This window comes from Pantoea sp. BJFS-204 (assembly GCF_049310725.1).
GTDB lineage: Bacteria > Pseudomonadota > Gammaproteobacteria > Enterobacterales > Enterobacteriaceae > Pantoea > Pantoea agglomerans.
This window is the reverse complement of sequence record NZ_JBMOWE010000001.1, coordinates 1,317,762-1,333,055: the sequence shown is the minus strand read 5'-3', so window position 1 is coordinate 1,333,055 and position 15,294 is coordinate 1,317,762. Positions and strand designations below refer to the sequence as shown.

At 54.8% G+C, this 15,294-nt stretch carries 18 protein-coding genes; 6 read left to right on the top strand and 12 right to left on the bottom strand.

All coding sequences use genetic code 11. The features are described 5' to 3' along the window. Positions 1–38 precede the first annotated feature (38 nt). From yddG to ACO6VX_RS06140, 4 genes are all read right to left on the bottom strand, one after another. The gene (gene yddG / locus ACO6VX_RS06155; RefSeq protein WP_122888939.1) at positions 39–929 is read right to left on the bottom strand and encodes an aromatic amino acid DMT transporter YddG; all 891 of its coding nucleotides are present in this window, start codon (positions 927–929) and stop codon (positions 39–41) included. A 60-nt stretch (positions 930–989) separates the two neighbouring features. After that, positions 990–1,814: an ammonia-dependent NAD(+) synthetase gene (gene nadE, locus ACO6VX_RS06150; RefSeq protein WP_010670018.1), complete on the bottom strand. Its 825-nt coding sequence runs from the start codon at positions 1,812–1,814 to the stop codon at positions 990–992. A 118-nt stretch (positions 1,815–1,932) separates the two neighbouring features. Beyond that, on the bottom strand, positions 1,933–3,135 hold the full coding sequence (locus ACO6VX_RS06145; protein WP_122888937.1) for a multidrug effflux MFS transporter: 1,203 nt from the start codon (positions 3,133–3,135) through the stop codon (positions 1,933–1,935). A 15-nt stretch (positions 3,136–3,150) separates the two neighbouring features. Continuing rightward, a complete protein-coding gene (locus ACO6VX_RS06140) occupies positions 3,151–3,387 on the bottom strand; it encodes a hypothetical protein (protein WP_089414235.1) in 237 nt (78 codons plus the stop codon). A 49-nt stretch (positions 3,388–3,436) separates the two neighbouring features. On the opposite strand from ACO6VX_RS06140, the gene osmE reads away from it, so the two are divergent. Further along, the gene (gene osmE / locus ACO6VX_RS06135; RefSeq protein WP_010245718.1) at positions 3,437–3,772 is read left to right on the top strand and encodes an osmotically-inducible lipoprotein OsmE; all 336 of its coding nucleotides are present in this window, start codon (positions 3,437–3,439) and stop codon (positions 3,770–3,772) included. Positions 3,773–3,838: 66 nt separating this feature from the next. On the opposite strand, the gene ACO6VX_RS06130 is transcribed toward osmE, so the two are convergent. From ACO6VX_RS06130 to hxpB, 6 genes are all read right to left on the bottom strand, one after another. Next, on the bottom strand, positions 3,839–4,231 hold the full coding sequence (locus tag ACO6VX_RS06130; protein WP_010245714.1) for a DUF6515 family protein: 393 nt from the start codon (positions 4,229–4,231) through the stop codon (positions 3,839–3,841). Positions 4,232–4,419: 188 nt separating this feature from the next. Beyond that, positions 4,420–5,811, bottom strand: coding sequence for an L-cystine transporter (locus ACO6VX_RS06125; protein WP_010670021.1), 1,392 nt, complete (start codon positions 5,809–5,811; stop codon positions 4,420–4,422). Positions 5,812–5,962: 151 nt separating this feature from the next. Then, on the bottom strand, positions 5,963–6,553 hold the full coding sequence (locus tag ACO6VX_RS06120; protein WP_010245708.1) for a metal-dependent hydrolase: 591 nt from the start codon (positions 6,551–6,553) through the stop codon (positions 5,963–5,965). 140 nt (positions 6,554–6,693) lie between these two features. Beyond that, entirely contained in the window at positions 6,694–7,455 is a 762-nt protein-coding gene (kduD, locus tag ACO6VX_RS06115; RefSeq protein WP_010245706.1) for a 2-dehydro-3-deoxy-D-gluconate 5-dehydrogenase KduD, read from the bottom strand. Positions 7,456–7,471: 16 nt separating this feature from the next. Then, positions 7,472–8,308: a 5-dehydro-4-deoxy-D-glucuronate isomerase gene (gene kduI, locus ACO6VX_RS06110; RefSeq protein WP_010245701.1), complete on the bottom strand. Its 837-nt coding sequence runs from the start codon at positions 8,306–8,308 to the stop codon at positions 7,472–7,474. A gap of 173 nt (positions 8,309–8,481) precedes the next feature. Next, complete coding sequence (hxpB, locus tag ACO6VX_RS06105; RefSeq protein WP_039391791.1) at positions 8,482–9,150, bottom strand: hexitol phosphatase HxpB; 669 nt, start codon at positions 9,148–9,150, stop codon at positions 8,482–8,484. A 146-nt stretch (positions 9,151–9,296) separates the two neighbouring features. Between hxpB and ACO6VX_RS06100 the strand changes: the two genes are divergently transcribed. Further along, the gene (locus tag ACO6VX_RS06100) at positions 9,297–9,833 is read left to right on the top strand and encodes a YniB family protein (RefSeq protein WP_422457909.1); all 537 of its coding nucleotides are present in this window, start codon (positions 9,297–9,299) and stop codon (positions 9,831–9,833) included. A 12-nt stretch (positions 9,834–9,845) separates the two neighbouring features. Here the strand turns inward: ACO6VX_RS06100 and ACO6VX_RS06095 are convergent, their stop codons facing one another. Both ACO6VX_RS06095 and ghoS read right to left on the bottom strand, forming a co-directional pair. After that, positions 9,846–10,739 carry a fructosamine kinase family protein gene (locus ACO6VX_RS06095; RefSeq protein ID WP_060680081.1) on the bottom strand — a complete coding sequence of 298 codons (894 nt, stop codon included), beginning with the start codon at positions 10,737–10,739 and terminating at the stop codon, positions 9,846–9,848. A gap of 78 nt (positions 10,740–10,817) precedes the next feature. Next, complete coding sequence (gene ghoS / locus ACO6VX_RS06090; RefSeq protein ID WP_010670025.1) at positions 10,818–11,135, bottom strand: type V toxin-antitoxin system endoribonuclease antitoxin GhoS; 318 nt, start codon at positions 11,133–11,135, stop codon at positions 10,818–10,820. A gap of 350 nt (positions 11,136–11,485) precedes the next feature. On the opposite strand from ghoS, the gene ACO6VX_RS06085 reads away from it, so the two are divergent. The 4 genes from ACO6VX_RS06085 (at position 11,486) to rpmI (ending at position 15,274) form a co-directional block, all read left to right on the top strand. Next, positions 11,486–12,247, top strand: a complete 762-nt coding sequence (locus tag ACO6VX_RS06085) for a DUF481 domain-containing protein (protein ID WP_010245689.1) — start codon at positions 11,486–11,488, stop codon at positions 12,245–12,247. 246 nt (positions 12,248–12,493) lie between these two features. Next, on the top strand, positions 12,494–14,422 hold the full coding sequence (gene thrS / locus ACO6VX_RS06080; RefSeq protein ID WP_010245687.1) for a threonine--tRNA ligase: 1,929 nt from the start codon (positions 12,494–12,496) through the stop codon (positions 14,420–14,422). Between the two features lie 3 nt (positions 14,423–14,425). After that, positions 14,426–14,977, top strand: coding sequence for a translation initiation factor IF-3 (gene infC / locus ACO6VX_RS06075; RefSeq protein ID WP_029519030.1), 552 nt, complete (start codon positions 14,426–14,428; stop codon positions 14,975–14,977). A gap of 99 nt (positions 14,978–15,076) precedes the next feature. Next, positions 15,077–15,274: a 50S ribosomal protein L35 gene (gene rpmI, locus ACO6VX_RS06070; protein ID WP_010245683.1), complete on the top strand. Its 198-nt coding sequence runs from the start codon at positions 15,077–15,079 to the stop codon at positions 15,272–15,274. Positions 15,275–15,294: the final 20 nt, after the last annotated feature.

Here is a 15,294-nt window from a genome sequence, read left to right as displayed (position 1 = left end):
AGCATAACAGGCAGGTGAAATGATCGCCAGCCGTCTGGTTACAGAGACCGTGTTGCCCGCCAGCAGATCAGCGAGCCGAGCGTGATCATCGCCACGCCCTGCCAGAAGGCCAGCGGCGGCGTCAGGCCGAGCCACAGTGATCCCATCAGGGCCGACAGCACCGGCGTAAAGTAGGAGGCGGTGGCCAGCAGCGTCAGATTGCCCTGCTGAATCCCGTGATTCCAGGCGGAATAGGCGATGGCGGTGGAGAGCCCGACAAACAGCACCTCCAGCAGCGGCACCAGCGTAAAGGCCATCGGCACAGTGTGATCGCTGAAGGCATATTTCAGCCACAGCGCCAGTGCAGTCAGGATAAAAAACAGCGTGACGCCATTAGAACCACGGGCAAAGCGGCGGGTGAGATTATTGTAGAGCGCCCAGGTCAGGGCGGCGATAAAGGCCAATGCATAGGCGACCGGGTTGCGCAGCATATTCTGCCACAACAGCGTCGGCGATCCGCTGCCGCTGCCTTTCATTACCCAGACGATCCCCAGCAGCGACAGCAGCAGTCCTGGCCACAGCCAGACACGGAAACGCTGCTGATTAAACGGGATCGCCAGCACGATGGTCAGGCAGGGCCAGAGATAGTTAATCATTCCCAGTTCCAGCGACTGGCTGCGATCGCTGGCCAGCCCGATGGCCAGCGCCAGACAGATTTCATAGCCGACAAAGAGTACGCCCCCCAGCCACAGGTAGATAGCGGGCATTGCGCCAGGTCTGGGCAGGCCCCGGGTCAGGCAAAGGAGACACGCCGTAGTAGTGTAGATCAGCGCCGCACCACCGGTGGCGCCAAAGGCTTCACTGACGCTGCGCAGCAGGCCAACGGTCGTACTCCAGAGCAGAATGGCGACAAGCCCGATGAGGGTCGCGCGCGAAACGGTGGCAGGCATGCAGCGATCAACAAAGTCAGTGAGAGAAGCCTCCCTTGCCGCGGCAAGGGAGGGGCAGGATTACTTCCAGAAGTCGTCGAATACCGTGATCGGCGGACGACGTTTGTGCTCGGTTTTCTGATACCAGCCTTCGATGATACGGGCGCTGTCAGGATTGATGCTTTTGCCTTCCAGGTAGTCATCAATCATCTCATAGGTGACGCCCAGCGCCACTTCATCCTGCAGGCCTGGACGATCATCTTCCAGATCGGCAGTCGGTTTTTTCAGATAGAGATGCTCCGGGCAGCCAAGGTGTTTCAGCAACTGCTTGCCCTGACGCTTGTTCAGGCGAAACAGGGGATTGATGTCCGTGCCGCCATCGCCATACTTGGTGAAGAAACCGGTCACGGCTTCAGCCGCGTGATCGGTGCCGACCACTACGCCTTTGGTCATGCCGGCGATGCTGTATTGCGCTTTCATCCGCTCACGGGCTTTTTCATTGCCGCGGACAAAATCGGAAAGCGTAATACCCGCCTCTTTCAGCGCGCGCTCACTGGCCAGCACCGACTCTTTGATGTTTACCACCAGCGAACGGTCGGGTTTGATAAAGGCCAGCGCGTCCTGACAATCCTGCTCATCCGCCTGCACACCATAGGGCAGACGCACGGCAATAAAGGTGTAGTCGTTATCACCGCTCTCCTGACGCAGTTCGGTGATCGCCCGCTGCGCCAGCGCGCCCGCCAGGGTTGAATCCTGACCGCCGCTGATCCCCAGCACCAGCGTTTTCAGGCCGCTGTGACGTTTCAGGTAGGCTTTAAGAAAATCGATGCTGACGCGCACTTCCTGGTCGGCGTCGATAGTGGGCTTCACACCCAGGGCTTCAATAATTTCCTGCTGCAGTGACATGAACTTCTCCTCAGGTCAGTGGCCTGTCGGCTCGATGCGAACGTTTTATTAAAGCTAACGTGCCTTTGCGAAAACAACAAGCCAAAGCGGTAACTGATTACCATGAAACGTTGCGAAATCAGTGAGTTTTTACCTGCGGCAGCGGTTTTTTCGCCAGCACGCTAAACATCAGAATCGCCGTCATAAAGCAGCCAAAAATGGTGGCGCACATGCTCAGCACCGAGGTACCACCGATGCCGGTAATCGGCACGGTAATCGCACCCAGCGTAAACATCGTGACGCCAATCACCGCTGAGGCGCTACCAGCGCGATGGCCCTGACTCTGCATCGCCAGGGACGAGGCGGTGGTAGCGATAACGCCGTTGCTGGCAATGGTAAAGAACAGTGCCACCAGCAGCAGCGCTAAGGGAGCATGCAGCAGCGCGGCCAGCAGCAGCAGGCTGGAGGCGACAAAGGCCAGCGTCAGTCCGCCTTTCAGCACCCGATATTCGCCCCACAATGGACAGAGGCGGGCGCTGGTCTGTGAAGCAATCACCAGGCCAAACCCGTTGGCCGCAAAGCAGAAGCTAAAGGCCTGAGGCGAAAGACCATAGAGTTGCTGCAGCACGAACGGCGAGGCACCGATGTAGGCGAACATGCCGGACATCATAAACCCCTGGGTCAGGCAGAAGCCCATGAAGGGGCGATGGGTAATCACCTGACCCAATGCCGCGTAGGCGGAGAATATTGATCCTTTACTGCGGCGTACCTCAGGCAGGGTTTCATGCAGCTTCCAGCGCGCCAGCAGGATCAGCAGAATGGCAATGCCGCCCAGCACCATAAAGATGCCGCGCCAGTTTAAAATCGTCATCAGCACGCCGCCTAATACCGGTGCGCCGATCGGTGCCAGACCGTTGACCAGCATCAGCAGAGCGAAGAATCGCGTCAGCTCGTGGCCACTGTACATATCGCGTGCAATCGCCCGTGACAGCACCGCACCGCCCGCACCCGCTAATCCTTCGAACAGCCGCGCCAGCAGCAGCTGGTTAATATCCTGCGCCAGCGCACAGCCCATCGAGGCGATAAACAGCAACACCAGTGACAGGGTCAGCGGGCGCAGGCGGCCGAACTTATCGCTCATCGGGCCAAAGAGCAGCTGGCCAAAGCCGAGACCTAACAGTCCGGCGGTCAGACTCAGCTGCGCGGTAGCGGTTTCGGTGTGCAGGTCCTGGGCCATTTGTGGTAGTGCAGGCAGATAGAGGTCGATGCAGAGCGGGCCCAGTGCGGCCAGCAGGCCCAGCGTAATGGCATAAACCAGGCGATTGGAGTGTACAGGGGTCATTTATCCTCGGGATTGTCAGCGATGGGGTAAACAGAAGCGGGTAAGGCTACGAAAAACAGCGTCCGGTAACGTGACATTCACGCCGATCTGCGACTGCGCGGATGACGGTGCGGTCTCTGAAAACGGGGCGCTATCGGGTACCTGTTTTGCCGGGCAGTATACGTCTGCGTTGACAGCAAAACAGCCTTCTTTACGAAATCCTGACATTTGGCAGGCCACTAATTGTTCGTCATAAACTTGATAAATCAGCATTTATGTTCCAGGCTTGTTTCCACATGGACAATAAATGAGGAACAACAAGATGAATAAAGTGATGGGATGTATCGCTGCGGCGCTGACGCTGGCTGCACTGTCTGGTTGTACGACTTACGATCGTGCGGAAAGCTACGTGACTAAGCCAGTGGTAAAGGATGTTAAAAAGGGTATGACCCGTGATCAGGTTCGTCAGATCGCCGGTACGCCTTCTACTGAAATCACCATGGTTCACGCGCGCGGCACCTGCCAGACTTATGTACTGGGTCAGCGCGACGGTAAAGCTCAGACTTACTTCGTGAGCTATAACGACACCGGCCGTGTCATGAACTATGGCTTCCAGAGCTGTGCGGAATATGACACCGATCCGCAGGTTCAGCAGTAACTCATAGCACCCCTGAATAGCAAACGGCCCGTCATTATGACGGGCCGTTTTTCGTTGTGGCGCTGACTACAAACCTGCCGGGCGCGGCACCTCAACATAATCGCCATCTATCTGTCGCTGGTAGAAGTGGCCAGCCTGCACATAGAAGCGTTTGCCGTTAAAGTCGAGTACCCGCATTTCACTGCTGACCCGCGACTCTGCAGGCGGCTCTGTCACCACATACTCATCGCCGTGACGCTGATAATAATTGCCGTTGAGCAGATAGTAGGTCAGTCCGCCTATCAGCACCGCGGTTGCGGCTTCAGGCAAAAAGCGCACCGGCCCGGGTCCGCCCCAGTGTGGCCCGTGGCCGCCATGGCGATCCCATCCACCCGGCGGCCCCCAGTCGCCAGGATGGGCGAAAGCCAGAGCGGGTGTCAAAAGCGTCAGCGTCAGAAGCGAGGCGATTATCTTTTTCATCAGGTGTTCTCCTCATAAGACTGGATGCAGAATTCGCTTTTTACCCGGCAAAGACAAGCACTAAAGCGGCGATTTTTCGCCTGTTTACCATGCTTAACGCTTTCTTAACGGCGTTGCCATTAATGGGGGAGATTATGGAGAAGAAGGGCGGTAATAACCTGGCGCGGGCGCGCCAGGTTCAAAGCAGATTAGCGGTGCGCCAGTTCGGCGTTGTCGTCGCTTTCCAGGACGCGCTTATCGGTCAGACCTAACCAGCGACTGGTGAGAGAACCGGCGGTCATGGAACCGTTGACGTTCAGGGCTGTACGACCCATATCGATCAGCGGCTCAATGGAGATCAGCAGCGCCACCAGGGTGACCGGCAGGCCCATCGCAGGCAGGACAATCAGCGCCGCGAAGGTTGCACCACCGCCGACACCGGCAACGCCTGCTGAGCTCAGCGTCACGATCCCGACCAGCGTCGCAATCCACAGCGGGTCAAACGGGTTGATCCCGACGGTTGGCGCAACCATCACTGCCAGCATGGTTGGATAGAGACCGGCACAGCCGTTCTGGCCGATAGTGGCACCAAAAGAGGCCGCGAAGCTGGCAATCGACTCAGGCACGCCAAGACGACGGGTCTGGGTTTCCACGCTCAGCGGAATGCTGGCTGCGCTGGAGCGGCTGGTAAAGGCGAAGGTAATAACCGGCCACACTTTACGGAAGAAGCGCATCGGGTTGATACCATTTACCGACAGCAGCAGGGCGTGGACACCAAACATGATGGCCAGACCGAGGTAAGAGGCGACCACAAAGCTGCCCAGCTTGATGATGTCCTGCAGGTTAGAACCGGCAACCACTTTGGTCATCAGCGCCAGCACACCATAAGGTGTCAGCTTCATCACTAAACGCACCAGCTTCATGACCCAGGACTGCAGCGTATCGATCGCGACCAGCACGCGCTGACCTTTAACTTCATCATCTTTCAGCAACTGCAGTGCAGCTACACCCAGGAAGGCGGCGAAGATAACGACGCTGATAATCGAGGTCGGACTGGCTCCGGTCAGATCGGCAAACGGGTTTTTCGGGATAAAGGAGAGCACCAGTTGCGGCACGGTCAGGTCAGCCACTTTGCCGACATAGTTGCTCTGAATCGCACTGAGACGCGCAGTCTCCTGCACGCCCTGAACCAGACCTTCTGCGCTCAGGCCAAACAGGCCGGTCACAAAGACGCCGACCAGCGCCGAGATCGCGGTGGTAAACAGCAGTACGCCAATCGTCAGTACGCTGATTTTCCCCAGCGACGAGGCGTTATGCAGACGGGCGACCGCACTCAGAATGGAAACGAACACCAGCGGCATTACGACCATCTGCAGCAACTGGACATAGCCATTACCGACGATGTTAAACCAGCTGATAGACTCTTTGACCACTGCGCTGTTTTCGCCGTAGATCAACTGCAAAACCAGGCCGAACAGTACGCCGATTACCAGACCGGTCAGCACTTTTTTCGACAGGCTCCAGTTCTGACGGCTGAAGCGAGAGAGCAATACCAGCAGCACCACAAAGGCTACGATATTAAGCGTAAGAGGAAGGTCCATACTGAAACTCCAGAGTAATGCGGCCTTTCGCTCTGGAAAGGCCGCATAATGTTAATCACGAATTAAGACAGCAGGAATGGTAACAGCAGGCGAAGAGGGTGCCTTATATCCAAATGGCATGGTTTATAACTTAAAGGCGTTTTGTGCTGATTTATTGCGCAGTATGACTGGAAATCAACCGTCCGACGCCATTTTGTAGCGTATCGAACAGCTGTGACGGCCAGCCGTTTGCACCAAAAGATGGCATGCCCACCGGAAACCAGAGCGCATATCCCACCAGTCCCAGGCACAACGCCCGTTCAAGCTGGTTGCCTTTCTGACTGCGCAGAATCGGCAGCCGGAAGCGCCAGCGGCAGGGCCACAGCAGCGGAACCCCGGCTGGCGTCAGCATATCGGCCACAATGTGGCTAAGGTAGCCCAGCGTCAGACCCTGCAGGACATCAGGCGGTATTGGCGACGACTGGGGCAGGTTTATCTGAAAAAGCCATAAACCGGCGGCTATCGCCAGCAAACTGTGGGTAAAGCCGCGATGGCCGAACGCGCGCGCAATAGGATGGGAGAGCCAGCGCAGTCGCTGTCCCAGCAGAGATTTAGGGTGATCGATATCGGGCAACAGACATGTCAGCAGCGCTGAGGGAACAAGATGCCACCAGTCGGCCTGCGCCAGCACCGGTGTCAGCTCAGCACGCTTCGCAAAGATAGCGCTGGCAATGGCAAAAATGATGTGGCCTTCGCCCGTCATGATAGAACCTGGTTGCAAAGAAAACTGTCGATGCATCCAGTATAGGGATTTATCCAGTAAATGAGAACATGTGACGCTGTAACGAAGCATGAATATTATTAACAAGGCGGACAGCGATGAAACACTGTCCGCCAGTAAGATTAACGCGCCAGCCAGCCGCCATCCACCGCCAGGGTGTAGCCATTCACGTAGTCAGACGCGGAAGAGGCCAGGAAGACTACCGGGCCCATCATGTCATCCGGCACGCCCCAGCGGCCTGCCGGAATACGCCCCAGAATCTCTTCACTGCGCGACTCATCATTACGAAGCTGTTCCGTATTGTTGGTGGCCATGTAACCGGGAGCGATGGCATTGACGTTAATGCCATGTTTTGCCCACTCGTTCGCCATCAGACGGGTCAGTCCCATCACGGCACTTTTCGACGCCGTATAAGAGGGCACCCGGATACCGCCCTGGAAGGAGAGCATGGAGGCGATATTGATGATCTTGCCGCCATTACCCTGCGCGATAAACTGACGGGCAACCTGCTGCGACAGGAAAAACAGGCTCTTGCTGTTAAGATTCATCACGTCATCCCAATCCTGCTCACTGAAATTCAGTGCGTCCTCACGGCGGATAATGCCGGCATTGTTGACCAGAATGTCAATTTTACCGGCAGCGGCCAGCGCCTGTTCAACCACTGAGGCCACCACGCTGGTCTGCATCAGATCGGCCTGTACCGGCCAGAACCGGCGACCCAGCGCCTCCACTTTACTTTGGGTATCATCCGGGCCATCACGGTTAACACCGACGATATCACAACCCGCCTGGGCCAGACCCAGCGCCATACCTTGCCCTAAACCGGTGTTACAGCCGGTCACCAGCGCGACTTTACCTTCCAGGTTAAACGTACTCAGTACCATGGTATTTCTCCTCTGCTCAGCGCAGTTCACTGATTTTGACGTGGTCCATGTCATCAAAGACCTGATTCTCACCCACCATGCCCCAGATAAAAGTGTAACGCTGGGTGCCGACACCGGCGTGAATTGACCAGCTGGGTGAGATCACCGCCTGCTCGTTGTGTACCAGCAGATGGCGGGTTTGCTGCGGTTGCCCCATCATGTGGAAGACGGCGCACTCTTCGCTCATATCGAAGTAGAAATAGACTTCCATGCGGCGTTCGTGGGTGTGGCAGGGCATGGTGTTCCACAGGCTGCCTTCATCCAGTTTGGTTAAGCCCATGGTGAGCTGGCAGGTGGGCAACACATCCGGCACGATAAATTTGTTAATGGTGCGGCGATTGGAGGTCGCGGCATCACCCAGCGTCGCGGTTGCGGCTTCCTGCAGCGTGATTTTCTTGTCCGGGAAGGTGCTGTGTGCTGGCGCACTGTTGTAATAGAATTTGGCCGGCTGCGCCGGGTTCAGGCTGCGGAACAGCAGGTTGCGCGCACCTTTGCCGATGTAAAGTGCCTCTTCGTGACCGATTTCCCACGCTTTACCGTCAACTTCTACCAGACCCGGGCCGCCAATATTGATCATGCCCAGCTCGCGGCGTTCAAGAAAATAAGCGACGCCCAGCTGTTTTCCCATCTCATCACCGATAGTGACCGGATTATTCACCGGCATGACGCCGCCAATAATGATGCGGTCGATATGGCTGTAGGTCAGGGTGTAATCATCGGCAGTAAATATCTTCTCAATCAGGAACTCGCGGCGCAGTGCTTCAGTGTCGAGTTGCTTAGCGTGATCGCTGTGAATGCTTTGACGAACGTCCATCTCAGGCCTCTCTGCAGGTCAGGTTATTCATGCCCCAAACGGGGACGCTTTTGGCATCTTAGGCAGAGCGGGATGGGAATTCAATAAAAATGAAACGTTGTTTTATTTTTTGCGGGTCAGATCAAGTGGCAGGTGCAACAGGCAATAAAAAGCCCGCCATAAGCGGGCTGATATTATCCCTGCAGATGCTGCAGGCTAAGCTGGGTCAGATTGTCCAGCCGGACATCCGCCAGTGCCCAGCGGGGATCGTCACGGTGTTCGGCGGCGGGCACCACAATCGATCGCATACGCGCTGCTTTGGTGGCGATCATGCCGTTAAACGAATCTTCCAGCGTGACGCAGTTGAGCGGATCGATCGCAAGGCTGGCGGCGGCGTTGAGATAGACCTGCGGATGGGGCTTGCTGTAGGGCAGCGCTTCTGCTGAAGCCAGTACGTCGAAATAAGGGCGCAGATTGAAGATCTCCAGCACCTGTTCCAGCATCTTTAGCGGTGATGCGGAGGCAAGGCCGATTTTCAGCCCATGTTCCCGGCACAGTTGCAGCGCCGTTTCCACGCCCGGCAGCAGTGGCCGCGTCTGATCCACCAGCGTCATGGCGCGCGTAATAATCCGCTCAGTGACCTCCTGCTGAGAGGGGCCATGCCACGGCAGCGTTTCGTACCACATCCGAACAGTCTGATCGATGCGCAGACCCAGGGTATCGGGCATTTCACTGCGCCGTGACAGGTCAACATCCAGCGTTGAAAAGATATCCAGCTCAGCCTGATCCCACAGAGGCTCAGAATCGATGAGTAAGCCATCCATATCAAACAGGGCGGCAAGGACAGGGCGGTGATAAGGCATCAGGGGGTCTCCTTTTAAAGTCAGCTTTACCTTAACATCATTCTTTGCTGGCGCACGCTCTGCCCGACAGGCCACGCTTTATTTGGGAAATTTCACCGTTGGCAGGTAAACTGACGGCAAATTGGATTCCGGGTTCAGGAGATATTATGACCTATCAACAGGCTGGCCGTATCGCCATCCTCAAGCGAGTGGCAGGCTGGGTGCTCTTTTTAGTGGCGCTGCTGTCGACCATTATTTCTGTATTGAGCTTTATGTTTAAGCACAGCGAAAAGCAGCCAGGCATTGATGCCGTCATGCTCGATTTCGTCCACGTCATCGTCGATATGCTGCGCTTTAACACGCCATTCCTGAATGTCTTCTGGCATAACTCGCCGGTACCGGAATTTAACGGTCAGATGAACCTGGGTTTCTGGCTGATCTACATTCTGATTTTTGTCGGGCTGGCGCTGGAGTCGTCAGGCTCGCGGATGGGACGTCAGGCGCGTCACGTCAAAGAAGGCATTGAGGATCAGATGATTCTGGAGCAGGCAAAAGGCAGTGAAGGGCGTAGCCGTCAGCAACTGGAAGAGAAGGTGCGCGTACCTCGCCACACCATCTTCCTGCAGATCTTCCCGCTCTATGTCCTGCCGGTGGTGATTGCGATAGCCGGTTATTTTGCGCTGTCGCTGCTGGGCTTTATCTGACCGCGATTTTCGTCAGGCCGGTCTGGCCTGACTGGTGCCCAGCGCATCCTCATCCAGCAACTGGCCAATGGCGAACTGTGCATCGCCTGGCCAGTGCCCGCCAAAGACGTTAGCCCGGTTGAGCAGATAGTAGAGCTGGTAGACCGGCAGACGCTGCGAAAAACCATCCGGTAGCGGCCACACCGCCTGATAACCGTCGTAAATCTGGCGAGGCAGGTCAGGGTACCAGCTCAGCATGGCTAAATCGCACTCACGGTCGCCCCAGTAGCAGGCAGGGTCGAACAGCCAGGGGCCACTCTCACTGCTGGCGCAGTTAGCCGGCCAGAGATCGCCATGCAGCAGCGACGGTTGCGGATGATGTGACGCGAGTACCCGCTGCACGCAGGCAACGATCAGCTCTGTATCCCCGTACTGAATTCCCTTTTCTGCCGCCAGCTGCAGCTGCCAGCCAATGCGCTGTTCAGCAAAAAAAACCGACCAGCGTCGCAGCCAGCTATTGGGTTGGGGCGTCGTGGTGATGTTATTGTCGAAATCGAGGCCGAACTGCGTCTGCTCGCTCCACTGATGCAGATGCGCCAGTTGCTGACCGAGCTGATATGCACTCTGCTCATCAAGCGGCTGTGGCCTGATATATTCCAGCAGCAGAAAGCTCTCCTCGCGATGATGACCCACACCATAGACTTTAGGCACCCGAACCGTGCCGGTGCGCGCCAGCAAATCCAGCTGGTCTGCTTCCCAGGTAAAGAGCGACAGCATATCGCGGCTGTTACTTTTGACGAAGACGTCGTGATCACCGTAGCGGATCTGCCAGGTGGGATGGATATCACCCCCCGCGAGGGCGTGACGGTGAGTGATTTCGGCGTTGCCTAACTGCTCGCTTAACAGACGACTAATGGCTGACCACATTGGGCTATCCTCGTTATTCGCTGCGTAAGTTCGATTGTATTGCGTAAATATTCACCAAAAACCGCGCAATTGCACCCTTTATTCTGGCGCTGAGGTGGCAGGGCGATGATCGGCAGCATCGCGCAGATACTCTTCGAAGGTCGTGACGGTCACCTCGGGTTCCTGACCCAGCGCGCTTTCACCGGCCGTAGTGACCTGTTGCCGCAGATCCTCAGCCTCCAGCGTGCTGACGATGCCATAGCTGTTCGTACCGAGTTCATGCGGATGGCCGTCGTCATCTGTCATCGTGGTCGTGAAACCTGCGGCGGTCATTGCGCTGGTCAACTCCAGGATGTCACTTAAACCCGACTCCTGATAGTGAAAGGTCACGATATAGCGGGTTAAGGTGTTGCTCATGAGGCACCTCCGGGGAAGGGAAACTGAACTGAGCGTAGACCATGGTGAAAAATCAGGCGAATTATGAAGGAGATGCCGTGTGTGTGACGTGATGCATAGCGTAAATTCGTGTCAGGAGCCAGCAGCATAACGTAAAAATCTTCTGCCGTTGCGTCTGGCTTTTCATTTGGGCAGCACTATAATGCGCCACGTTAATAAGATGAGTCCCAATTAACAGGGGTTGTCAGGGCGATTCCAGGCATTTTGTGTAAGTTAATAATTTTTTACAAAACTTACCGTAAATTGCATTGAATGCCCGGCAAAACGCTTCAGACTCTCCGTTTTTTAAACAGTCGCACGGATCACATTTAATGAAAGCCTATAACAAGCTGTCTGCTGTTCTTTTGCTCTCCGCCGGAGCTTTTTGTCACCAGGCAATGGCCGATAACGCCGTATTTACGTCAATGGATGACCCTTCAACAGCTAAAAAGCCGTTTGAAGGTTCTGCTGCTGCGGGATATCTGGCGCAAACCGGTAACACCACCAGTTCATCAATGACGGCTCAGACCAATATGACCTGGTATCAGTCATCTATGGCTTACAGCTTGTGGGGTAACGCAGCCAACACCTCGTCAAACGATGAGCGCTCTTCTGAAACTTACAACATCGGTGGTCGTTCACGTTACAACCTCAACTCGTATGACTACCTGTTTGGACAGGCGAGCTGGTTAAGCGATCGTTTCAATGGCTACGATTCACGCGACGTGCTGACAGCCGGTTACGGTCGTCAGATTCTGAATGGACCGGTGCACTCGCTGCGTGCGGAATTGGGTCCGGGTGTACGTTATGACGATTATCACGCGGGTGGTCATCAGACCAAAGCGCTGGGCTATGGCGCAGTCAGCTATCAGTGGCAGCTGACCGACACCACTAAATTTATTCAGGGCGTGTCAGTGCTGAGCAGCTTCGGAGAAGACACCACGGTGAACTCCGAAACTGGTCTGCAGGTGGCTATCAACAGCCACTTCGCGCTGAAGCTGGCTTACAACGTCAGCTGGAACAACAATCCGGCGGAATCTGCGCCTGATCGCACCGATACCAAAACCTCAATCATGCTCTCTTACGCTATGTAAGCGCATTTTTGCAGCAGCATTCACAGCGGCCTGACAGTGTGTCAGGCCGCTTTTTTTTGATTTCTCCAGGGCTTAGCGAAAAAGGCATGGGTTTTTCTCGCCAGGGAAAACTGCTATCATCGGCCCCGCACTGAAATCCTGGCGACATTCCGACAATGTGGGTCTGATATCACGCCGGGTCACTAATTTTACATTACGTTGCATGTAGGCTTTCGTGTGGCTTACCACTGCAAATAAGGATATGAAATGCCTGTAATTACGCTTCCTGATGGCAGCCAGCGCGTGTTTGACCGCCCTGTCAGTGTGATGGATATTGCGCTGGACATCGGTCCTGGTCTGGCGAAAGCCTGTATCGCTGGCCGTGTTAACGGTGAACTGGTTGATGCTGTTGATCCCATCACTGAAGATGCCGCCGTAGCGATCATTACCGCTAAAGATGAAGCGGGTCTGGAAATCATCCGTCACTCCTGTGCGCACCTGTTAGGGCATGCGATTAAACAGCTGTGGCCGGATACCAAAATGGCGATTGGCCCGGTCATTGATAACGGCTTCTATTATGATGTCGACATCGATCGTACCCTGACCCAGGAAGATATCGACCTGCTGGAAAAACGCATGCATCAGTTGGCTGAAACCAACTACGATGTGGTGAAAAAGAAGGTCAGCTGGCAGGAAGCTCGCGACGTCTTTGCGGCGCGCGGCGAAATTTACAAGACCACCATTCTTGATGAAAACATCAGCCATGACGATAAGCCTGGCCTGTATCATCACGAAGAATATGTCGACATGTGCCGCGGTCCGCACGTGCCGAACATGCGGTTCTGCCATCATTTTAAACTGCAGAAGATCTCCGGTGCCTACTGGCGCGGCGACAGCAACAACAAAATGCTGCAGCGTATTTATGGCACCGCATGGGCAGACAAAAAGCAGCTGGCAGCCTATCTGCAGCGTCTGGAAGAGGCGGCGAAGCGTGACCATCGTAAGATTGGTAAGCAGCTGGATCTCTATCACATGCAGGAAGAAGCACCAGGCATGGTCTTCTGGCATAATGACGGCTGGACCATCTTCCGCGAGCTGGAAGTGTTTGTCCGCAGCAAGTTAAAAGAGTACCAGTACCAGGAAGTTAAAGGTCCATTCATGATGGATCGCGTCCTGTGGGAAAAAACCGGGCACTGGGAAAACTATAAAGAAGCAATGTTCACCACCTCATCTGAGAACCGTGAATATTGCATCAAACCGATGAACTGTCCTGGGCATGTTCAGATCTTTAATCAGGGTCTGAAATCCTACCGTGACCTGCCGCTGCGTATGGCAGAGTTCGGCAGCTGTCACCGTAATGAACCCTCAGGCGCACTGCACGGCCTGATGCGTGTTCGTGGCTTTACCCAGGATGATGCACACGTCTTCTGTACTGAAGAGCAGGTGCGTGACGAAGTGAACAGCTGTATCCGCATGGTTTATGACATGTACAGCACCTTCGGTTTTGAAAAGATTGTGGTGAAGTTATCCACCCGTCCTGAGAAGCGCATCGGTACGGATGAGATGTGGGATCGTGCCGAGGAAGATCTGGCTGCGGCGCTGAACGAAAACAATATTGAGTTTGAGTTCCAGCCAGGCGAAGGCGCGTTCTACGGTCCTAAAATTGAGTTTACTTTGTACGATTGTCTTGATCGCGCCTGGCAGTGCGGAACAGTTCAGCTAGACTTCTCCCTGCCAAAACGCCTTGAAGCAACCTACGTGGGTGAAAACAATGATCGTCAGACGCCAGTGATGATTCACCGTGCGATTCTGGGGTCAATGGAGCGTTTCATCGGTATTCTGACCGAAGAATTCGCCGGTTTCTTCCCAACCTGGCTGGCACCGCTGCAAGTCGTGGTAATGAATATTACCGACGGACAAGCAGAATATGTTGAGTCTTTGACGCGTAAGCTGCAGAATGCTGGCATTCGTGTGAAGGCAGACTTGAGAAATGAGAAGATAGGCTTTAAAATCCGCGAGCACACATTACGTCGCGTCCCTTATATGTTGGTCTGCGGTGATAAAGAGGTGGAATCTGGCAAAGTTGCCGTTCGCACCCGCCGTGGTAAAGACCTTGGGTCGATGGATGTCGATGTGTTTGTTGAGAAACTTCAACAAGAGATTCGCAGCCGAAATCTTCAACAATTGGAGGAATAAAGTATTAAAGGCGGAAAACGAGTACTACCGACGCGTCCGAACAAAATCAACAGTGAAATCCGCGCAACTGAAGTGCGCTTAACAGGCATGGATGGCGAGCCGATTGGCATTGTCACATTACGCGAAGCTTTGGAAAAAGCCGAGGAAGCGGGCGGCGACTTAGTCGAAATCAGCCCGAATGCCGAACCGCCGGTCTGCCGCATCATGGATTACGGCAAGTTCCTCTATGAAAAAAGCAAATCTTCTAAGGAACAGAAGAAGAAGCAAAAAGTTATTCAGGTTAAGGAAATCAAATTCCGTCCTGGAACCGATGATGGCGACTATCAGGTCAAACTACGCAACCTGATTCGCTTTCTGGAAGAAGGCGATAAAGCCAAAATCACGCTGCGTTTCCGCGGTCGTGAGATGGCGCACCAGCAGATCGGTATGGAAGTGCTTAACCGCGTCCGTAAAGACCTGTGTGAAGATCTGGATTTGGCCATTGTCGAATCCTTCCCTTCGAAGATCGAAGGCCGCCAGATGATCATGGTGCTCGCTCCTAAGAAGAAACAGTAGGCTTTCAAGTAACACTAACCGCGCAGCGTTCGCGCTGTGCGGTTAACTGTTCGCCTGTCTGGGTCATGTTATTAACAATGCGAAGTGGATATTTTTAAAATGCCAAAGATTAAAACTGTACGTGGTGCGGCTAAGCGTTTCCGCAAGACCGCTTCTGGCGGCTTCAAGCGTAAACACGCAAACCTGCGTCATATTCTGACCAAAAAATCTACTAAGCGTAAACGTCACCTGCGCCCTAAAGGCATGGTGTCAAAAGGCGATCTGGGTCTGGTAATTGCCTGCCTGCCGTACGCATAAGTAATTTTTTCATTAAATCA